This window comes from Rhodococcus sp. NKCM2511, from assembly GCF_014905595.1.
GTDB classification, from domain to species: Bacteria; Actinomycetota; Actinomycetes; order Mycobacteriales; family Mycobacteriaceae; genus Rhodococcoides; species Rhodococcoides fascians.
Genome location: NZ_BNHJ02000001.1, coordinates 620,825 through 638,321, shown reverse-complemented (window position 1 = coordinate 638,321; position 17,497 = coordinate 620,825). Strand labels below are relative to the sequence as shown.

At 65.1% G+C, this 17,497-nt stretch carries 19 protein-coding genes; 14 read left to right on the top strand and 5 right to left on the bottom strand.

The window, feature by feature from the left end:
• The first annotated feature begins 72 nt into the window (after positions 1 to 72).
• From JLZ96_RS02805 to JLZ96_RS02795, 3 genes are all read left to right on the top strand, one after another.
• A complete protein-coding gene (locus JLZ96_RS02805; protein WP_268963031.1) occupies positions 73 to 855 on the top strand; it encodes a siderophore-interacting protein in 783 nt (260 codons plus the stop codon).
• Positions 856 to 924: 69 nt separating this feature from the next.
• Positions 925 to 1,851, top strand: coding sequence for a tyrosine recombinase XerC (locus tag JLZ96_RS02800; RefSeq protein WP_027496700.1), 927 nt, complete (start codon positions 925 to 927; stop codon positions 1,849 to 1,851).
• A 69-nt stretch (positions 1,852 to 1,920) separates the two neighbouring features.
• The gene (locus JLZ96_RS02795) at positions 1,921 to 3,276 is read left to right on the top strand and encodes an AAA family ATPase (protein ID WP_374758021.1); all 1,356 of its coding nucleotides are present in this window, start codon (positions 1,921 to 1,923) and stop codon (positions 3,274 to 3,276) included.
• A gap of 3 nt (positions 3,277 to 3,279) precedes the next feature.
• On the opposite strand, the gene JLZ96_RS02790 is transcribed toward JLZ96_RS02795, so the two are convergent.
• Positions 3,280 to 3,780, bottom strand: coding sequence for a M23 family metallopeptidase (locus tag JLZ96_RS02790; RefSeq protein ID WP_201009471.1), 501 nt, complete (start codon positions 3,778 to 3,780; stop codon positions 3,280 to 3,282).
• Between the two features lie 342 nt (positions 3,781 to 4,122).
• Between JLZ96_RS02790 and rpsB the strand changes: the two genes are divergently transcribed.
• The 6 genes from rpsB (at position 4,123) to JLZ96_RS02760 (ending at position 9,190) form a co-directional block, all read left to right on the top strand.
• Positions 4,123 to 5,013, top strand: a complete 891-nt coding sequence (gene rpsB, locus JLZ96_RS02785) for a 30S ribosomal protein S2 (protein WP_032366407.1) — start codon at positions 4,123 to 4,125, stop codon at positions 5,011 to 5,013.
• Positions 5,014 to 5,172: 159 nt separating this feature from the next.
• Complete coding sequence (gene tsf / locus JLZ96_RS02780; RefSeq protein WP_027496703.1) at positions 5,173 to 5,997, top strand: translation elongation factor Ts; 825 nt, start codon at positions 5,173 to 5,175, stop codon at positions 5,995 to 5,997.
• Positions 5,998 to 6,161: 164 nt separating this feature from the next.
• Positions 6,162 to 6,890: a UMP kinase gene (gene pyrH / locus JLZ96_RS02775; RefSeq protein ID WP_027496704.1), complete on the top strand. Its 729-nt coding sequence runs from the start codon at positions 6,162 to 6,164 to the stop codon at positions 6,888 to 6,890.
• Positions 6,891 to 6,945: 55 nt separating this feature from the next.
• Positions 6,946 to 7,503, top strand: a complete 558-nt coding sequence (gene frr, locus JLZ96_RS02770; RefSeq protein WP_027496705.1) for a ribosome recycling factor — start codon at positions 6,946 to 6,948, stop codon at positions 7,501 to 7,503.
• A gap of 36 nt (positions 7,504 to 7,539) precedes the next feature.
• Positions 7,540 to 8,454: a phosphatidate cytidylyltransferase gene (locus JLZ96_RS02765; RefSeq protein ID WP_027496706.1), complete on the top strand. Its 915-nt coding sequence runs from the start codon at positions 7,540 to 7,542 to the stop codon at positions 8,452 to 8,454.
• A gap of 16 nt (positions 8,455 to 8,470) precedes the next feature.
• The gene (locus JLZ96_RS02760) at positions 8,471 to 9,190 is read left to right on the top strand and encodes a class I SAM-dependent methyltransferase (protein ID WP_201009470.1); all 720 of its coding nucleotides are present in this window, start codon (positions 8,471 to 8,473) and stop codon (positions 9,188 to 9,190) included.
• 21 nt (positions 9,191 to 9,211) lie between these two features.
• Here JLZ96_RS02760 and JLZ96_RS02755 read toward each other — a convergent pair whose 3' ends face one another.
• Entirely contained in the window at positions 9,212 to 10,054 is an 843-nt protein-coding gene (locus JLZ96_RS02755) for a CoA ester lyase (protein WP_374758044.1), read from the bottom strand.
• A gap of 90 nt (positions 10,055 to 10,144) precedes the next feature.
• A complete protein-coding gene (locus JLZ96_RS02750) occupies positions 10,145 to 10,585 on the bottom strand; it encodes a lipopolysaccharide assembly LapA domain-containing protein (RefSeq protein ID WP_032370957.1) in 441 nt (146 codons plus the stop codon).
• 166 nt (positions 10,586 to 10,751) lie between these two features.
• On the opposite strand from JLZ96_RS02750, the gene rlmN reads away from it, so the two are divergent.
• The gene (gene rlmN, locus JLZ96_RS02745) at positions 10,752 to 11,903 is read left to right on the top strand and encodes a 23S rRNA (adenine(2503)-C(2))-methyltransferase RlmN (RefSeq protein WP_045841851.1); all 1,152 of its coding nucleotides are present in this window, start codon (positions 10,752 to 10,754) and stop codon (positions 11,901 to 11,903) included.
• Between the two features lie 4 nt (positions 11,904 to 11,907).
• Here rlmN and JLZ96_RS02740 read toward each other — a convergent pair whose 3' ends face one another.
• A complete protein-coding gene (locus JLZ96_RS02740; RefSeq protein ID WP_027496710.1) occupies positions 11,908 to 12,177 on the bottom strand; it encodes a DUF2631 domain-containing protein in 270 nt (89 codons plus the stop codon).
• A gap of 217 nt (positions 12,178 to 12,394) precedes the next feature.
• Between JLZ96_RS02740 and puuE the strand changes: the two genes are divergently transcribed.
• A complete protein-coding gene (puuE, locus tag JLZ96_RS02735) occupies positions 12,395 to 13,294 on the top strand; it encodes an allantoinase PuuE (RefSeq protein WP_032366410.1) in 900 nt (299 codons plus the stop codon).
• A 1-nt stretch (position 13,295) separates the two neighbouring features.
• Here puuE and JLZ96_RS02730 read toward each other — a convergent pair whose 3' ends face one another.
• Complete coding sequence (locus JLZ96_RS02730; protein ID WP_201009468.1) at positions 13,296 to 13,817, bottom strand: DUF1990 family protein; 522 nt, start codon at positions 13,815 to 13,817, stop codon at positions 13,296 to 13,298.
• A 116-nt stretch (positions 13,818 to 13,933) separates the two neighbouring features.
• On the opposite strand from JLZ96_RS02730, the gene dxr reads away from it, so the two are divergent.
• The 3 genes from dxr to ispG all read left to right on the top strand — a co-directional run bounded on the left by dxr (position 13,934) and on the right by ispG (position 17,495).
• A complete protein-coding gene (gene dxr, locus JLZ96_RS02725) occupies positions 13,934 to 15,079 on the top strand; it encodes a 1-deoxy-D-xylulose-5-phosphate reductoisomerase (RefSeq protein ID WP_201010640.1) in 1,146 nt (381 codons plus the stop codon).
• Between the two features lie 3 nt (positions 15,080 to 15,082).
• Entirely contained in the window at positions 15,083 to 16,294 is a 1,212-nt protein-coding gene (locus JLZ96_RS02720) for an RIP metalloprotease (RefSeq protein ID WP_032370793.1), read from the top strand.
• A gap of 61 nt (positions 16,295 to 16,355) precedes the next feature.
• Positions 16,356 to 17,495: a flavodoxin-dependent (E)-4-hydroxy-3-methylbut-2-enyl-diphosphate synthase gene (gene ispG, locus JLZ96_RS02715; protein WP_032370959.1), complete on the top strand. Its 1,140-nt coding sequence runs from the start codon at positions 16,356 to 16,358 to the stop codon at positions 17,493 to 17,495.
• Positions 17,496 to 17,497 lie beyond the last annotated feature (2 nt).

The window sequence follows — 17,497 nt, the reverse complement described above, 5'->3', positions numbered from 1 at the left end:
AAGGTAGGGTGTTAGGTAATGCTTAGTCGGTGCAGTGAGCATCGGCGTCGTTCGCTCGAAGAGGGGTCTGTAGTGCCGCGTAAGAAAACCACGTTGACCGTAGTGCGCACGGAAGCGCTGACCCCGCACATGCACCGGGTGTATCTGGGTGGTCCAGGCTTCGAGGAGTTCGACGCCATCGATAAGACCGATGCGTACGTCAAGCTGTTCTTCGGAACCGAGGACGATCCGATCATGCGGACCTACACCGTTCGATCCGTCGACACCGACGCGCGGGAAATCGCCATCGACTTCGTGGTGCACGGCGACGAGGGCGTCGCCGGACCGTGGGCCACACGCGCGAAACCGGGCGACGAGATGTCGTTCTTCGGGCCGTCGGGGGCATACGCGCCTCGCCCCGATGCCGATTGGCACCTGTTCGCAGGCGACGAATCGGCTATCCCGGCCATCTCGGCTGCGGTCGAGGCCCTCCCGGAAGACGCCATCGCCAAGGTGTTCATCGAGGTCGGCGATCGTCACGACGAGATCTACATGGAGACTCTCGCAGTCGTCGACGTCACCTGGGTGCACCGGGGCGCGTCGTCGAACGAGATCGGCGACGACCGGGCCGGAGACAGCGCACCGCTGATCGAGGCGGTCAAGAACACCGAATGGCTACCCGGGCAGGCGCAGGTGTTCGTCCACGGTGAGGCTCAGGCCGTCATGCACAACCTCCGTCCGTACATCCGCAAGGAACGTGGGGTCGGGGCCGAGTGGGCGTCGATCTCGGGTTACTGGCGTCGGGGGCGGACCGAGGAAACCTTCCGAGCCTGGAAGCGTGAGCTGGCACAGGCGGAGGCGGGAGTCGACGCCTGATCGCGCACCGACGTCCACCCGACGGCGTGTCCGGTTGTCGCGCGAGACGTCAGCGCCCAAGCTGATCCGATGACCGATTCGCTGCCGCCGCATCTGGAGGTGCACGTCGAGGAGTTCGCCGAACACCTGCGCCTCGGCCGGGAACGGTCGGAGCACACCATCCGGGCCTACGTTGCCGACGCGCGTTCGTTACTGGCGCACCTGGCCGCGTCCTCACCGGGCGCGACGATCGCCGATCTGGATCTGCGTGTCGTGCGCTCGTGGTTGGCGGGGTACTCGGCGGCCGGCGCGGCCCGGACATCGATGGCCAGGCGCACCTCGTCGGTGCGAACGTTCGGGGCGTGGCTCGAACGGGTCGGGGCTGTGAAGGTCGGCCCCGCGCAGCGTCTCGCGTCCCCGTCGGGTCACCGCACCCTGCCCGGGGTGCTGCGTCACGATCAAGCGACGCGAGCGCTGGACGCTGCCGAGTCGGGTGCCGCCGAACTCGATCCCATAGCGCTGCGCGATCGACTCGTCGTCGAACTGTTGTATGCGACCGGGGTCCGCGTGGGGGAGCTGTGCGGTCTCGATGTCGACGACGTGGACACCGATCGACGAGTCGTTCGGGTGGTGGGCAAGGGCAACAAGGAGCGGTCGGCACCGTACGGTCTGCCGGCCGCGCAGGCACTCGACGCCTGGCTCACCGACGGCAGGCCTGCCCTGGCCGTCGATCGATCCGGACCGGCCCTGTTGCTCGGGCGTCGGGGTGGACGACTCGACCAGCGACAGGCCAGGTCGGCGGTGCATGCTGTGCTGGAGACAGTCCCCGGCGGCCCCAGCCTGGGACCGCACGGCCTCCGCCATACGGCAGCCACGCATCTGCTGGAAGGAGGTGCCGATCTCCGGGTGGTGCAAGAACTGCTCGGACATGCATCTCTTGCCACGACGCAGATCTACACTCACGTATCCGTCGAACGGTTGCGGGCGGTGCACGATCAGGCGCATCCCAGAGCATGAGCGTCGAGCTGGGCGGCGCATCGTTTGGTAGCGTCTGCCCAGGATCGACTACACCGAATACGGGGGACCGTGGACCGCGACCGACCGCAAGGTAAATCGGAGCCGTGGTCGACGCATGGCCACAGTGCGCCGGTGAACGGGGCACGACCCGGCAGTGCAGTCGACGGCAGTGCAGTCGCCGGCCGGGGTGACGATGCCGCCGGATCCGTACCGTCGGAACCGATGTCCACTCCACGCTCCACGCCCCGGCAGCCCCCGCCGTGGCAGACGCCCGATTCTGCGCAGCGACCACCCGTGCCCCCGCGGTACAACCCGCCCGTGCCGCTTCTACCGGGCCCGCCGGCCGCCTATCCCGAGGCACAGATGCCGCCCGTTCCGCCCGTCGGGGACGATCGGTCGCAGGCCCAGCCGGCCCAGCCGGCCCAGCAGGCACCCTGGTCCCCGCAGCCGTGGGCAGGTGCCCCGAATCCGTACCGTCCGAGCAGTCAGGACCTGGGTGCCGAATCGCTGCTCAAACGACCCAAGCGCACCTCGTCGTCGGGGTGGCGTCGCGGTGTGCACCGGTTGACCGGTGGCGTCATCAACCCCGGCGAGTCGACGGCCGAGGAGCGCTACCGCAACCAGGTCGATCGCATACGCCAGCCGGTGCTGGGGGACTACCGCATCGCGTTCCTGTCGCTCAAGGGCGGGGTCGGCAAGACGACGACCACTCTGGGTCTGGGGTCGACGTTCGCGTCGCTGCGCGGAGATTGCGTCATCGCCGTCGACGCGAACCCGGATTTCGGGACACTCGGAGAGCGGGTACCGCGTCAGACCGCGTCGACTGTTCGCGACTTGTTGGCCGCAGCCCCGAACATTCGCCGGTATTCCGACATTCGCGCTCATACCTCGCAGGCACCGAGCCGACTGGAAGTGTTGGCCGGTGAGCGGGATCCCTCGGCGTCGGAGATGTTCGGCGAAGAGGACTATCGCGCGGTCATCGACATGCTGCAGGTCTATTACAACCTGATCCTCACCGACTGCGGAACCGGCATCATGCACTCGGCGATGAACGGGGTGCTGCAGCTGGCCAATGCCCTGGTTCTGGTCAGTTCGCCGGCCGTCGACGGGGCACGCAGTGCAGCCGCGACTCTGGACTGGCTGGAACTGCACGGATACGGCCATCTGGTCGAGCGCACGGTCGTGGTGATCAGTTCGGTCCGACCGGGTTCGTCCGCGGTCGACATGAACTTGTTGCAGCAGCACTTCCTGGAACGCTGCCGCGCGGTGCTGGTGGTTCCGTTCGACGAGCACCTCGCCGAGGGGGCCGTGGTCGATCTCGAGAAGCTGCGTCCCCAGACCAGGAGCGCTTTCGTCGAGCTTGCCGCCATGGTCGCGGACGACTTTCCTGCCGCGTCCGGTCGTCACTCCGGCCCTGCGCGCTGACCGTCACCGACCCGGCTCCGGCACGGGTTTCAATCTGATCGGACGGGCACGCACCAGGGCAGTCGGATCGAGGTATTCGCGGCCCCGCTTGATGCCCCAGTGCAGGCACGTCGCCGCGCAGCCGTCGTGTCCCGACGTCAGCGAACCCAGGACTTGGCCGCGTCGTACTCGTGCTCCGGCCCGGACCGCCGCCGTCACGGGTTCGTACGTCGATCGAAGTCCGCCCGGATGGTCCACCGACACCACCGGCTTACCGGCCACGAGGCCTGCGAACACGACCGTGCCGTCGGCGACGGCCAGAACCGAGGTGCCGTCCGCCGCGGCGAGGTCGACCCCGCGATGGCCGGGGAGCCAATCGTGTTCCGGGCGGTCGAACGGTGTCACGACACGAGGGTGCGGCCGTATCGGCCACGCGAACGAGTCCGATTCGGCTGCCGCGGCCGGCGTGGTCAGCACGACCGCGGCAAGAACGCAGGCGATGCAGCCGGTACGAAGAGTGTTCACTCGTCGACGATGGCCTGTGAATGTGCTGGAAAACGAGGCCCGGCACGAATTGTGGACAACCGAAATATTCGTCCACAGGCACCGGAATCTCTTGACAGTCGGGCCTGGTTATGACGGGGGCCGCCGCAGGTCTACACTCCTTGTTGCGGCCTGTGCGTGCACGGGTCGACTTCGCGCGTCCGCGTCATCGTATCGACTGCCTCGGCAGAGTTCACGATACGAGAACCGGTTGTCGGCGGTCCTGATCCCCCTGTGGTTCAGGTCCGACAACTTCGGCGGTCGCCAGGGCAGAGGTCACCGACACTCTGCGTCAACCGAACCATGAAAGAGAGTTATTCAGCCATGGCTGTAGTAACAATGAAGCAGCTGCTCGACAGCGGCACACACTTCGGACACCAGACCCGTCGTTGGAACCCGAAGATGAAGCGATTCATCTTCACCGACCGCAACGGCATCTACATCATCGACTTGCAGCAGACTCTGACCTTCATCGACAAGGCCTACGAGTTCGTCAAGGAGACGGTCGCCCACGGCGGCACCGTTCTGTTCGTCGGCACCAAGAAGCAGGCACAGGAGTCCATCGCCGCTGAGGCAACTCGCGTGGGCATGCCCTACGTGAACCAGCGCTGGCTCGGTGGCATGCTCACCAACTTCCAGACCGTGCACAAGCGCCTGGTCCGCCTCAAGGAGCTCGAGGCAATGGAGCAGACCGGTGGCTTCGAGGGACGCACCAAGAAGGAAATCCTCATGCTCACGCGTGAGATGACCAAGCTCGATCGCACCCTCGGCGGCATCCGCGACATGGCCAAGGTTCCGTCGGCCATCTGGATCGTCGACACCAACAAGGAGCACATCGCCGTCGGCGAAGCGCGCAAGCTGAAGATCCCGGTCATCGCGATCCTGGACACCAACTGCGATCCCGACGTGGTCGACTACCCGATCCCGGGTAACGACGACGCGATCCGTTCCGCTGCGCTGCTGACCAAGGTCGTCGCATCCGCAGTGGCCGAAGGTGTGCAGGCCCGTGCAGGCCAGAACACCGCAACCGACGCCAAGCCCGAGGTCGGCGCAGGCGAGCCGCTCGCAGAGTGGGAGCTCGAGCAGCTCGCACAGGCGTCCCCGGCCGCTGACGCTCCGGCAGCAGAGGCTCCCGCAGCCGATGCGCCGGCCGCCGACGCCCCGGCAGCAGAAGAAGCACCGGCAGCAGAAGAAGCGCCGGCCGCTCAGGCTTGATCGAATTCGGTCCCGGTTCACCCTCAGGGGTGGGCCGGGGCCGCTTCGGTATGTCAGGGTTGTGATCGGTCCGGCTCCACAGCGAGCCCGTCGATCACGCTTCGAGAACAGCACTTTCGTCAACGCCCGTATTCAGACTTTTGAGGAGGCTCGCCCACGATGGCGAACTACACTGCCGCCGACGTCAAGCGGCTCCGCGAGCTCACCGGCTCCGGAATGATGGACTGCAAGAACGCACTCGCCGAGAACGACGGCGACTACGACAAGGCCGTCGAGTACCTGCGTATCAAGGGTGCCAAGGACGTCGGCAAGCGCGCCGAGCGCAACACCGCCGAAGGCCTCGTCGTCGCCGAGGGTGGAGTGCTCGTGGAGATCAACTCCGAGACCGACTTCGTGGCCAAGAACGACGAGTTCCAGACGTTCGCCGCGTCCGTCGCGGCGACGGCTGCAGCAGGCGAGCCTGCTGATGTCGACGCTCTCAAGGCACTCGACCTGAACGGCAAGACCGTCGAGACGGCTCTGAACGAGTTGTCGGCCAAGATCGGCGAGAAGCTCGAAATTCGCCGCGTCGTGTCCTACGACGGCAACACCGCGACCTACCTGCACAAGCGCAGCGCGGACCTGCCGCCTGCCGTCGGCGTGCTGGTCGAGTACACCGGTGACGGCGACGCCGCCGGCGATGCTGCGCGCGCTGCCGCGATGCAGATCGCAGCGCTCAAGGCCAAGTACGTCACCCGTGACGAGGTTCCCGAGGATCTGGTCGCCGCCGAGCGTCGGATCGCAGAAGAAACCGCGCGCGAAGAGGGCAAGCCGGAGCAGGCTCTGCCGAAGATCGTCGAAGGTCGCGTCAACGGATTCTTCAAGGACGTCGTTCTCACCGAGCAGAAGTCGGTTCAGGACGGCAACAAGACCGTCAAGGCCATCCTCGACGAGGCCGGCGTGACCATCACCCGTTTCTCCCGATTCGAGGTCGGCGCCAGCTAGTCTGCGCTGGATCCGATCGAGGCGATGCCGTTCATTCGATTTCATCGAGTGGACGGCATCGTTCGTGCGCGAGGCAGGTCGGAGCCGTGTCCACCGATCGGGTGCCGATAGGGCAGGATGATCGGTGAGTAAACCGTAGTGTTCGACGAGTACCGAGGAGAGCTATGACCGATCCGGCCCCTGACCGTCCCGGGTTCCGACGCGTGATGCTCAAACTGGGTGGGGAGATGTTCGGTGGTGGCCAGGTGGGGCTCGATCCGGATGTCGTGAACAACGTTGCCGAGCAGATCGCCGAGGTGGTGGCCACCGGAGTTCAGGTCGCCGTGGTGATCGGTGGCGGAAACTTCTTCCGCGGTGCCGAATTGCAGCAGCGGGGGATGGACCGATCTCGCTCGGACTACATGGGCATGCTAGGCACGGTCATGAATTGTCTTGCGCTGCAGGATTTTCTGGAAAAGCAGGGTGTTGCCACCAGAGTCCAGACCGCGATCACGATGGGCCAGGTGGCCGAGCCGTACCTCCCGCTGCGCGCGCGACGGCACCTCGAGAAGGGGCGTGTCGTCATCTTCGGCGCAGGTATGGGCATGCCCTACTTCTCGACGGATACGACGGCGGCGCAGCGGGCGCTCGAGATCGGTGCCGAGGTGCTGTTGATGGCCAAGGCCGTCGACGGTGTCTACTCGGCCGATCCACGGCTCGATCCCGACGCGACGATGTTCGACACGATCACCCACCGCGAAGCCCTCGAGCGAGGCCTCAAAGTTGCCGACGCGACTGCCTTCAGCCTCTGCATGGACAATCAGATGCCGATGTTGGTGTTCAATTTGCTGATTCAGGGAAACATTGCTCGTGCCGTGTCGGGCGAGAACATCGGCACGCTGGTCACGTCGTGAATGCCGCCGACACGACCGCGAATGAACCGAGAACGAAGACGATGGAGGACAGATCGTGATTGACGAAGCTCTCTTCGACGCCGAAGAGAAGATGGAAAAGGCCGTATCGGTTGCCCGTGACGATCTGTCCTCGATCCGCACCGGGCGGGCCAACCCGGGAATGTTCTCGCGCATCGTCATCGAGTACTACGGTGCCCCGACGCCCATCACCCAGCTGGCCAGCATCAGCGTGCCGGAGGCGCGATTGGTGGTGATCAAGCCGTACGAGTCGAATCAGCTCGGGCCGATCGAAACCGCTATCCGCAATTCCGATCTCGGCGTCAACCCCACCAACGACGGCAACCTGATTCGTATCGGCGTGCCGCAGCTGACCGAGGAACGACGCCGCGAGTTCGTCAAGCAGGCCAAGGGCAAGGGCGAAGACGCCAAGGTGTCCATTCGCAACGTGCGCCGCAAGACGATGGAAGAGCTCAAGCGCATCCAGAAGGACGGCGAGGCGGGCGAGGACGACGTCGTACGCGCCGAGAACGAGCTCGACAAGACCACCGCGAAGTACACCGCCTCCGTCGACGAACTGGTCAAGCGCAAAGAGGGTGAATTGATGGAGGTCTGACCTCCTTCGATAGTTGCGCAACACGGTGGAACGACGATGAATATCGAGGAGTTGACGACAGTGGTGGGACCGGATCGGCAGGAGGGCAGCGGCACGCCCGCTGGCTCGTCCGGGGTCGCCGCCACGAAGTCCGCCGGCAAGGCGGGTCGAAATCTGCCTGCCGCGATCGGCGTCGGCGGCAGTTTGGGTATCGGGTTGATCCTCGTGCTCGTGTTCGTGCCGCTGGTATGGATCGGTGTCGTGGCCGTGGCGTTGGCCGTCGCGACGTACGAGGTGTCCAAGCGGCTCCGCGAGGGCGGTGTTCTCGTTCCGCGCATCCCGCTGATCCTCGGTGGTCAGGCCATGATCTGGCTGGGCTGGCCGTTCGGTGCCGTCGGAGTGCTCAGTGCGGCTGTGGGCACCGTCGTGGTCTGCATGGTGTGGCTGTTGCTGAGACAAGGCTTCGGTACTGCTCCCAAGAACTATCTCGAAGAACTCTCCGTCACCGTTCTGGTGGCGTGTTGGCTACCGCTGTTGGCCTCGTTCGCCGTTCTGATGGTCCTGCAGGACAACGGTGCCGGTCGCATCCTGGTCTTCGTCATCGGCGTCGTGTGCTCGGATGTCGGTGGTTACATCGCCGGTGTGCTGTTCGGCAAACACCCGATGGCGCCGGCCATCAGCCCGAAGAAGTCCTGGGAAGGGCTGGTCGGATCGCTCATCTTCTGCGTCATCGGTTGCCTGCTGACGGTGACCCTGATTCTCGAGGCCAACTCGATGATCGGTGTCCTGCTGGGAGTCGTGCTTGTCGTGACGGGAACTCTGGGCGACCTCATCGAATCGCAGGTCAAGCGTGACCTTCGAATCAAGGACATGGGCTCGTTGTTGCCCGGCCATGGCGGCATCATGGACAGACTCGACTCGTTGCTGCCCTCTGCATTCGTTGCGTGGCTCGTCTTCACCGTGTTGCTCTGACCGACTCCGCCGGACGATGAGCGGTGATCGCGGCGGGGTGATTCCCAGTCCCAACATCTGGCACTGGCCGCATCTGTACGAGGCGGAGAACAGGGCTCAGGACGTCGACGGCGCTGTGTTCGCGACCATTCGATCGACCGTCGATTGGACGGCCGAGAACGTCGTGGACGTGGGCTGCGGCAGCGGTTTCCATCTTCCGATGTTCGCTGCGGACGCCCGGTACGTCATCGGTGTGGAACCGCACGCCCCATTGGTGGCCGCAGCCCGCACGCGCGTCGAGTCACTTGCGAACGTCGACGTGCGTGCGGGTAGAGCGGACGCGCTGCCCGTCGACACAGGTTCGGTCGATCTCGTCCACGCGCGAACCGCGTATTTCTTCGGCCCCGGCTGCGGCCCGGGTATCAGCGAAGCGATGCGAGTTCTGCGGCCCGGAGGGGCGTTGGTGGTCGTGGACCTCGACGCGACGGCGTCTCCGTACGGGGACTGGATGCGTGCGGATCTCCCGCACTACGATCCGGCGGCCGTCGAGGCGTTCTTCGATGCCCAGGGATTCGAGATGCGACGCGTCGACACGAGGTGGGCGTTTCCCGACCGCCGGGTTGTGCGGGATGTGCTGGGAATCGAGTTCTCACCGCGGGTAGCGCGCGCTGCGGCACGGCAGGTCGACGGCCTCACCCTGAATGTGCGCTATCGCATCCACGTTCGATACAAGCCGACCGGCGTCGAGTCGATCTGAGCCTGGCTCGGCAGCGAGCGATCAGGACGCGGCGGAGATTCCGAAGATTCGAGCCAGTTCGTTGATCTTGAGGGCCTTTGCCAGACGCGGCAGATCGCTGCCGTCCTTGACGTGAGCACCGTCGGCACCGAGAGCGTCGATGACATCGTGAGCCCAGGACACGTCGGTCGGGGAGGGGGCCAGTTCGCGGTTGACGATGGCCACCTGATCGGTGTGCATACAGAGTTTGCCTGCCATGCCCATCGAGAGCGTCAGGGCTGCATCGCGCCCGAGGATGCTGTCGTTCGCGGTCAGTGTCGGACCGTCGATGGGTCCGGGCAGTCGTGCGACGCGCGAGGAGACGACCAGTCGCGAGCGCGGGTAGGCCATGGCGAGCGGGTCGTCGCTCATGCCCGTGTCGCGTCGGAAGTCGCCGCTGCCGAAGGCGAGACGGAATGTCGAGTCCGCGCGCGCGATTTCGGTGGCGGCCTCAAGGCCTGCTGCTGATTCGACCAGCGCGAGGATCGGGGTGCCGTCGGCGAGGCGGGCGGCTGTCGCCTCGACCTGACCGCCGCTCTCGGTCTTCGCGAGCATGACCCCCACCAGGCCGGGCAGCCCGGACAACGCGGCGAGATCGTCGGCCCAGTACGGGGTCGTCGCGTCGTTGACGCGCACCCAGGCCGAGTTGCCCTCGCTGAGCCAGCGCACGACGGTCTCGCGAGCGGCAGGCTTCTTCGCCGGAGCGACTGCGTCCTCGATGTCGAGGATGACGGCGTCGACACCGGATGCGACAGCAGAGTCGAAGGTGTCGGGCTTGGTGGCCGGAACCAACAGCCACGATCGTGCGCGGTCGGGTGCAACGCCGGATGCCACCGGTGTCTCCATGAAAGTAGTCACGTCATGCTCCTCGAGTGAAGTCGGGCACCGCCAACCTTATCGATTCAGAGCATCGGTGCCAGCTTCTGTACATAGTGTTCACGAACCGTGACGCTGGTTCTTCTTCGCTGCGCGCCGGACCTGCAGGATTCGGGCACCGCCGGCCATGGCCATCACCAGCGCGCCCGCGATCGCGGCCAGCAGCATGCTGATTCCGAGGGGTAGGTCGAGCTGCCAGGCGAAGATCTGGACGGTGACCGAGTCGAGGTTCTGCACGATGAACACCAGGAGAACGACAAGGACGACGGCCCCGACCACCAGGCCGGTCCAGAGGGCGGCGGTGCGGGTGTGCGCCACATCGGTGGGGGTGTGCTGCTGTTCCGGAACGAACTCGGGGTCGGGCGCGGAATGGCCGTCCGAATCCGGGGTGGTGATCGGGGTGAGGTCGCCGGCGGCACTGGTCGGCCGGTCGAATCCGGGCGTGGCCGAGGCCGATGTGTCGAACGGTGCCTCGTTGTTGTCGTCTGCTCTGGTGGCCATGTCGATGATCCTTTCGCACGCGTGGTCCGAATGCACGCGCAATCGGTCCCGGCGTCGATACCCGTCATGGCACCGTCGAAAACCGTCGCGAATAGGACTGTGAGCAGAACGGGTGGACAATGGTGGGTATGGAGTTGAGCCAGCAGGAACGACGCGGGGGTCGAGCATGAGTGATTCCGCAGCCGCAACGGACAGCACGACCGAGCAGAAGAGACCGAATCTTCCGCTGGTCTTCACAGCTCCGCGTCGGGGTATGCCGTCGCGTCACCTCGCCGACCTGGACAAAGAGGGCCTGCGTGAGGCAGTGAAGGCACTCGGTCTACCGGCATTCCGGGCCGACCAACTTGCGCGGCACTACTACGCGCGGCTCGAGGCCGACACCACCAAGATGACCGATCTTCCGGCCGAGGCTCGGGAGAAGGTCGGTGCCGATCTTTTTCCCACCTTGCTGACGCCGATCAAGCACTTGGCGTGTGATGACGGTGACACTCGAAAGACGCTGTGGAAGGCCAACGACGGGACTCTGCTCGAGAGTGTTCTGATGCGGTATCCGGATCGCGCGACGCTGTGCATCTCGAGTCAGGCCGGTTGCGGAATGGCATGTCCGTTCTGCGCCACCGGTCAGGCCGGCCTGACGCGGAACCTGTCGACGGCCGAGATCGTCGATCAGGTCCGTTCGGCGGCCGCGGACATGCGCGACGGCGTCGTCCCCGGCGGTGAGGGTCGGCTGTCGAACGTCGTGTTCATGGGGATGGGCGAGCCGCTGGCCAACTACAAGCGCGTCGTCGCGGCAGTGCGCAAGATCGTCTCACCAGCCCCCGACGGGCTGGGACTGTCACAGCGTTCGGTCACCGTGTCGACGGTCGGCCTTGCTCCGGCCATTCGGAAGCTGGCCGACGAGGGTCTGTCGGTGACCTTGGCCGTGTCTCTGCACACGCCGGACGATGAGCTCCGAGACACGTTGGTCCCGGTCAACAATCGTTGGTCGGTGGCGGAGGTTCTCTCCGCAGCCCGGTACTACGCCGACCAGACCGGTCGACGCGTCTCGATCGAGTACGCGATGATCCGGGACGTCAACGATCAGCCGTGGCGAGCGGACATGCTGGGCAAGAAGCTCCACAAGGCGCTCGGATCCCGGGTACACGTCAACCTGATTCCCCTCAATCCGACTCCGGGTAGCGAGTGGGATGCCAGCCCGAAGCCGGTGGAGCGGGAATTCGTCCGCCGGGTCATCGCGCAGGGCGTCTCGTGCACCGTCCGCGATACCCGAGGGCAGGAGATCGCGGCGGCGTGCGGTCAGCTCGCCGCCGAGAACTGAACCGCTAGCGGGGCTTGCGGCGGACGATGACGTCGCGCACGACGAGTCCGACCAGTGCCACCGCGAAGCCGACCAACCACAGGTCCTCGACCTTGCCGGTGTGATTTCCGATGATCATGAACAGCAGGAACGCGGCAACGACGATGGCTGCGACGCGCATCGCCTTGTTCGACTCGCCGCTCCAACCCCATGCGGCGGACGGCACCTCGGGCACCTCGTTGCGGGTATCGACGACCGGGTCGTACGAAGCGGATTCCAGTTCGGTATTTGCCACCGGTCGATCCTCTCGGGTGATGCGTTCACGTGGGTCCCGGCACGAACGGTGCGAGACGCGTTGTCGGAACAATATTGGCATACGACCGCCCGTCGTAGTGATCAGGGTTGCATCGCTCACCCAGCGCGTGTGCGGGCTCGAATGAGAGACTGCGGCGGTGACCTCCGAGCGCCTTCCCCATCGTCCGAGTCGGTCCCCGCTGAGCTATCCCCGCGACATGGTCGGTTACGGCCGCACGCCGCCGCTCGCGCAGTGGCCGGATGAGGCGAACATCGCCGTCCAGTTCGTCCTCAATTACGAGGAGGGTGCCGAGAACAACGTGCTCGACGGCGACACGAAGTCCGAGACGTTTCTGTCGGAAATGATCGGCGCACAGGCGTTTCCGAATCGACACATGAGCATGGAATCGCTGTACGAGTACGGATCCAGAGCCGGAGTGTGGCGCGTGCTGCGCGCATTCGAGAAGCGTGGGTTACCGCTGACCGTGTTCGCGGTCGCCAAGGCAATGGAGCGGAACCCGGAAGTGGTTGCGGCACTGCTGGAATTGGACCACGAGATCGCATGTCACGGCTTGCGGTGGTTGTCGTATCAGCAGATCGACGCGAACGTCGAGCGCGAGCACATGGCGGAGGCCGTGACCATCCTGCGCGAGCTGACGGGGTCTGCGCCACTGGGGTGGTACACCGGGCGCGACTCTCCGAACACCCGATCGCTCGTGGTGGAGCACGGCGGATTCGTGTACGACTCCGACTCCTATGCAGACGATCTGCCGTACTGGGAGAAGGTGCCCCGAGACGGCGGGGTCGTCGATCACCTGGTGGTGCCGTACACCCTGGACACCAACGACATGCGTTTCGCATCGCCGGGAGGATTCTCGACGGGCGACGAGTTCTACGCGCATCTACGTGACGCCTTCGACGTTCTCTATGCCGAGGGCGCGAGTGGGAGTCCCAAGATGCTCTCGGTCGGACTTCACTGCCGGCTGGTGGGCAGGCCGGCCCGCATGGCTGCACTGGAACGTTTCCTCGATCACGTCCAGTCGCACGACAAGGTCTGGGTCGCGAAGAGAATCGACATCGCCGAACACTGGCGAGCTGTGCACCCGCCCGAGGCCTGAGTCAGTCGGCCTTTCGGCACGCCGATGCCAGCGCGCTCAGATAGCGGTCGGTGAACGCTGCCTGGATACGCCTGCCCACCGGGCCGGCGAGCTTGGTGTACCAGCGACCGGGACGCGAGAACGCCGATATGTGGGCGGTGACGGCACCGTCGGCGGGGGAGTAGTCGACGTAGAAGAGTTCCTCGCCGGACTCGGGATGCCCGTCGAGTGTTCCGTAGGCGAAACCCTGACGGTTCGCCTCGTCGATGACATAGACCACACGACACGGAATGCGCACCGGTCCGAGTGTGAGAACGACCACCGAGTCGGGCACAGCGGTCTCGGCCTCGGAACGGACCTTCAGTCCTGCGCCTCGGTGCATGTCCCATCGCATCAACGCATCGGCCGCCGCCACGAAGTCGTCCAGCCCCGATCCCACGACCCTCGACATCGTGACGTGGTGGTATCCGGTGGGCAGTGGGCCGGCGGTGGCCCCCGCATCGTCGTAATTGAACGGTGCCGAGCGGTACTTCGAGAAGTCCATGCACCCCAGCGTGCCAGCCTGCGTCGGCACATAGGGGTTTCTCAGCCTCGGTAGGCAACAATGGACCGGTGCCAGACCATCGTGAGCGAACGACCAACTCGGATCGCCCCGAGCCGATGCGTGTGCTGTTGCTGGGAAGTACCGGGTCGATCGGAACCCAAGCGCTCGACGTCATCGCCGCCAACCCGGACCGCTTCGTCGTGGTCGGGCTGGCTGCGGGCGGTGGAAACATCGAACTGCTCCGTCGCCAGATCGCGGAGACCGGTGTCCGACGGGTAGCCGTCGCCCAGCCTGAGGCCGCCGCCGAGCTCGATTTCCCCGGAGCGCTGAGTGGTCCGCGAGCAGTGACCGAGCTGGTCGAGTCGACCCCGGCGGACGTCGTGCTCAATGCCCTCGTGGGTTCTCTCGGCCTCGAACCGACCCTGGCCGCGCTGAACAGCGGTGCTCGCCTGGCGTTGGCCAACAAGGAATCCCTGGTCGCCGGAGGCGAGCTGGTTCTCGCCGCCGCAGCCCCCGGTCAGATCGTGCCGGTCGACTCCGAGCACTCCGCGCTCGCCCAGTGCCTGCGGAGCGGTACGCGCGGCGAGGTGGATCGACTGGTTCTCACCGCATCGGGAGGTCCCTTTCGAGGGTGGAGCGAGAGCGAACTGAAGTCGGTCACGCCGGAGCAGGCCGCCGCGCATCCCACCTGGTCGATGGGGCCGATGAACACGTTGAACTCGGCGACACTGGTCAACAAAGGTCTGGAACTGATCGAGGCGCACCTGCTGTTCGGTGTGCCCTACGAGAAGATCGACGTCACCGTGCACCGGCAGTCCATCGTGCACTCGATGGTGACGTTCGTCGACGGTTCGACCATCGCTCAGGCCAGTCCACCGGACATGAAGTTGCCGATCGGGCTGGCCCTCGGCTGGCCCGATCGAGTGCCCGACGTCGCCCGTGCACTCGACTTCACGACCGCATTCTCCTGGGACTTCGAACCACTCGACGACCGAGTGTTTCCGGCGGTGCAGCTGGCGCGTGAGGCCGGGATCATGGGTGGGTGCATGACTGCGGTGTACAACGCGTCCAACGAAATCGCGGCAGAAGCGTTCCTGGCCGACAGAATCGAATTTCCGCAGATCGTCGAGACGGTGCGCGCGGTACTGGGCGACGGCGGGCAGGACTGGTCGACGGCTCCCAGGGACGTCGACGACGTACTCGCGGCGGACTCCTGGGCCCGGGCCCACGCCCGTGAACTACTGAAACCGAAAGGCCTCTGACACATGGTGTTCGCTCTGGGTGTCGTGCTGTTCGCCGTCGGAATCGGGGTGTCGATCGCGCTGCACGAAGCGGGACACATGTGGACCGCGAAAGCGCTCGGCATGAAGGTTCGCCGCTACTACATCGGTTTCGGCCCGAAGATCTTCTCCTTCCGACGCGGCGAGACCGAATACGGCCTCAAAGCCATTCCGGCAGGCGGGTTCTGCGACATCGCCGGCATGACCGCCATCGACGAGCTCGCGCCCGACGAGGTCGAGCGCGCAATGTACCGCCAGAAGACATGGAAGCGCATCGTCGTCATGGTCGGCGGCATCGCGATGAACTTCGTGCTGGGAATCGTTCTGGTCTACGTGTTGGTGCTCGGCTGGGGCACGCCGGATCGGGTGACGCCGACAACGACGGTCCAGGGCATCGGTTGTGTCAGCACGTCCCAGACCGAGGACGGTGAACTTGCGCCGTGTTCGGGAGACGGTCCGGCTGCCGAAGCCGGACTGCGCACGGGCGACATCATCACTGCGGTGAACGGTCAGCCGACAGAGACCTGGTCCGACGTCGTTCTCGCCATTCGGGACTCGACCGGGTCGGCCGATCTGACAGTCGATCGCGACGGTGCTTCGCAGACTCTGAGCGTTCCGATCCTTCAGGTTCAGCGCTACGTCGTCGATCCTGAGACCAAAGCGAAGAACTCGACAACCGTGGGAGCGATCGGCGTCACCGGCGGTCCACCGCCGAACATTCGATACAACCCGATCGAAGCGGTGCCCGAGACCTTTGTTTTCACCGGGGACATCTTCGTGCAGACCGGGAAAGCGTTGGTGCAGTTGCCGAGCAAGGTGGAGGCACTGTGGGATTCGATCTTCGGTGGTGAACGAGGGCTCGACACGCCGATGAGTGTCGTCGGAGCCAGTGTCATCGGTGGCCAGGCCGTGGAAAACGACAACTGGCAGACGTTCGTCGGGCTGCTGGCGTCGCTCAACTTCTTCCTCGGTGTGTTCAACATCGTGCCGCTGTTGCCGCTCGATGGTGGCCATATCGCCGTGACCATCTACGAGCGCATCCGCAACATTTTCCGCAATCGTCGCGGCCTGCCCGACGGGGCGCCGGTGGACTACATGAAACTCATGCCCGTCACCTACGTGGTCATCATCGTTTTCATCGGGTTCTCCTTGTTGACGCTCACGGCGGACATCGTCAACCCGATTCAATTGTTCTAAGTAGACTCGACAGTCGTAGCTAGGAAAGAAGGCCACTGTGTCCGTGTCAGTCGGATTGGGAATGCCCGCACCGCCGGTGCCCGTACTCGCGCCACGTCGAAAGACCAGGCAGCTCCAGGTCGGGTCGGTGGGTGTCGGAAGCGAGAGCCCCATCTCGGTGCAATCGATGTGCACCACCAAGACCCACGACATCAACGCCACCCTGCAGCAGATTGCAGAGCTGACGGCGTCGGGTTGCGACATCGTTCGTGTTGCGTGCCCCACACAGGACGACGCCGACGCGCTGTCGATCATCGCCAAGAAGAGCCAGATTCCGGTGATCGCCGACATCCACTTCCAACCGAAGTACATCTTCGCGGCCATCGACGCCGGGTGTGCGGCGGTGCGCGTCAACCCGGGCAACATCAAGGAGTTCGACGGCCGCGTCAAGGAGGTCGCCAAGGCGGCCGGTGACGCGAACATTCCGATCCGCATCGGTGTGAACGCCGGCTCTCTCGACCCGCGGCTGATGAAGAAGTACGGCAAGGCGACACCCGAGGCGCTCGTCGAATCCGCGCTGTGGGAAGCGGGCCTGTTCGAGGAGCACGGTTTCGGCAACATCAAGATCTCGGTCAAGCACAACGACCCCGTCATCATGGTTGCTGCGTACGAGCAGTTGGCGGCGCAGTGCGACTACCCACTGCACCTCGGTGTCACCGAAGCGGGACCGGCTTTCCAGGGGACCATCAAGTCCGCTGTGGCCTTCGGGGCCCTGCTGTCCAAGGGCATCGGCGACACCATCCGAGTTTCCCTGTCGGCACCGCCGGCGGAGGAGATCAAGGTTGGCAACCAGATCTTGCAGTCCTTCAATCTGCGCCCGCGCAAACTCGAAATCGTCTCCTGCCCGTCGTGTGGGCGCGCACAGGTCGACGTCTACACCCTCGCCGACGAGGTGACTGCGGGACTCGAAGGAATGGAGATCCCGCTACGCGTCGCGGTCATGGGCTGCGTCGTGAACGGGCCGGGCGAGGCCCGCGACGCCGACCTCGGTGTCGCGTCGGGCAACGGCAAGGGCCAAATCTTCGTCAAGGGCAAGGTCATCAAGACGGTTCCCGAAGCGCAGATCGTGGAGACGTTGATCGAGGAAGCGATGCGCATCGCCGAGGAGTTCGAGAAGGACGAGATCGCCAGCGGTGGCGCGCCGGTGGTCACCGTCAGCTGAGC

What these genes read in the sequence shown, in the direction of transcription:
- pyrH (WP_027496704.1), top strand. Translation starts at nt 6,162, where the DNA reads ATGACCGATCCGGCCCCTGACCGTCCCGGGTTCCGACGCGTGATGCTC.
- JLZ96_RS02755 (WP_374758044.1), bottom strand. Translation starts at nt 10,054, where the DNA reads ATGGAGACACCGGTGGCATCCGGCGTTGCACCCGACCGCGCACGATCG.
- JLZ96_RS02800 (WP_027496700.1), top strand. Translation starts at nt 925, where the DNA reads ATGACCGATTCGCTGCCGCCGCATCTGGAGGTGCACGTCGAGGAGTTC.
- rpsB (WP_032366407.1), top strand. Translation starts at nt 4,123, where the DNA reads ATGGCTGTAGTAACAATGAAGCAGCTGCTCGACAGCGGCACACACTTC.
- JLZ96_RS02750 (WP_032370957.1), bottom strand. Translation starts at nt 10,585, where the DNA reads ATGGCCACCAGAGCAGACGACAACAACGAGGCACCGTTCGACACATCG.
- JLZ96_RS02760 (WP_201009470.1), top strand. Translation starts at nt 8,471, where the DNA reads ATGAGCGGTGATCGCGGCGGGGTGATTCCCAGTCCCAACATCTGGCAC.
- JLZ96_RS02765 (WP_027496706.1), top strand. Translation starts at nt 7,540, where the DNA reads ATGAATATCGAGGAGTTGACGACAGTGGTGGGACCGGATCGGCAGGAG.
- JLZ96_RS02730 (WP_201009468.1), bottom strand. Translation starts at nt 13,817, where the DNA reads ATGGACTTCTCGAAGTACCGCTCGGCACCGTTCAATTACGACGATGCG.
- tsf (WP_027496703.1), top strand. Translation starts at nt 5,173, where the DNA reads ATGGCGAACTACACTGCCGCCGACGTCAAGCGGCTCCGCGAGCTCACC.
- ispG (WP_032370959.1), top strand. Translation starts at nt 16,356, where the DNA reads ATGCCCGCACCGCCGGTGCCCGTACTCGCGCCACGTCGAAAGACCAGG.
- puuE (WP_032366410.1), top strand. Translation starts at nt 12,395, where the DNA reads ATGGTCGGTTACGGCCGCACGCCGCCGCTCGCGCAGTGGCCGGATGAG.
- JLZ96_RS02720 (WP_032370793.1), top strand. Translation starts at nt 15,083, where the DNA reads ATGGTGTTCGCTCTGGGTGTCGTGCTGTTCGCCGTCGGAATCGGGGTG.
- dxr (WP_201010640.1), top strand. Translation starts at nt 13,934, where the DNA reads ATGCGTGTGCTGTTGCTGGGAAGTACCGGGTCGATCGGAACCCAAGCG.
- rlmN (WP_045841851.1), top strand. Translation starts at nt 10,752, where the DNA reads ATGAGTGATTCCGCAGCCGCAACGGACAGCACGACCGAGCAGAAGAGA.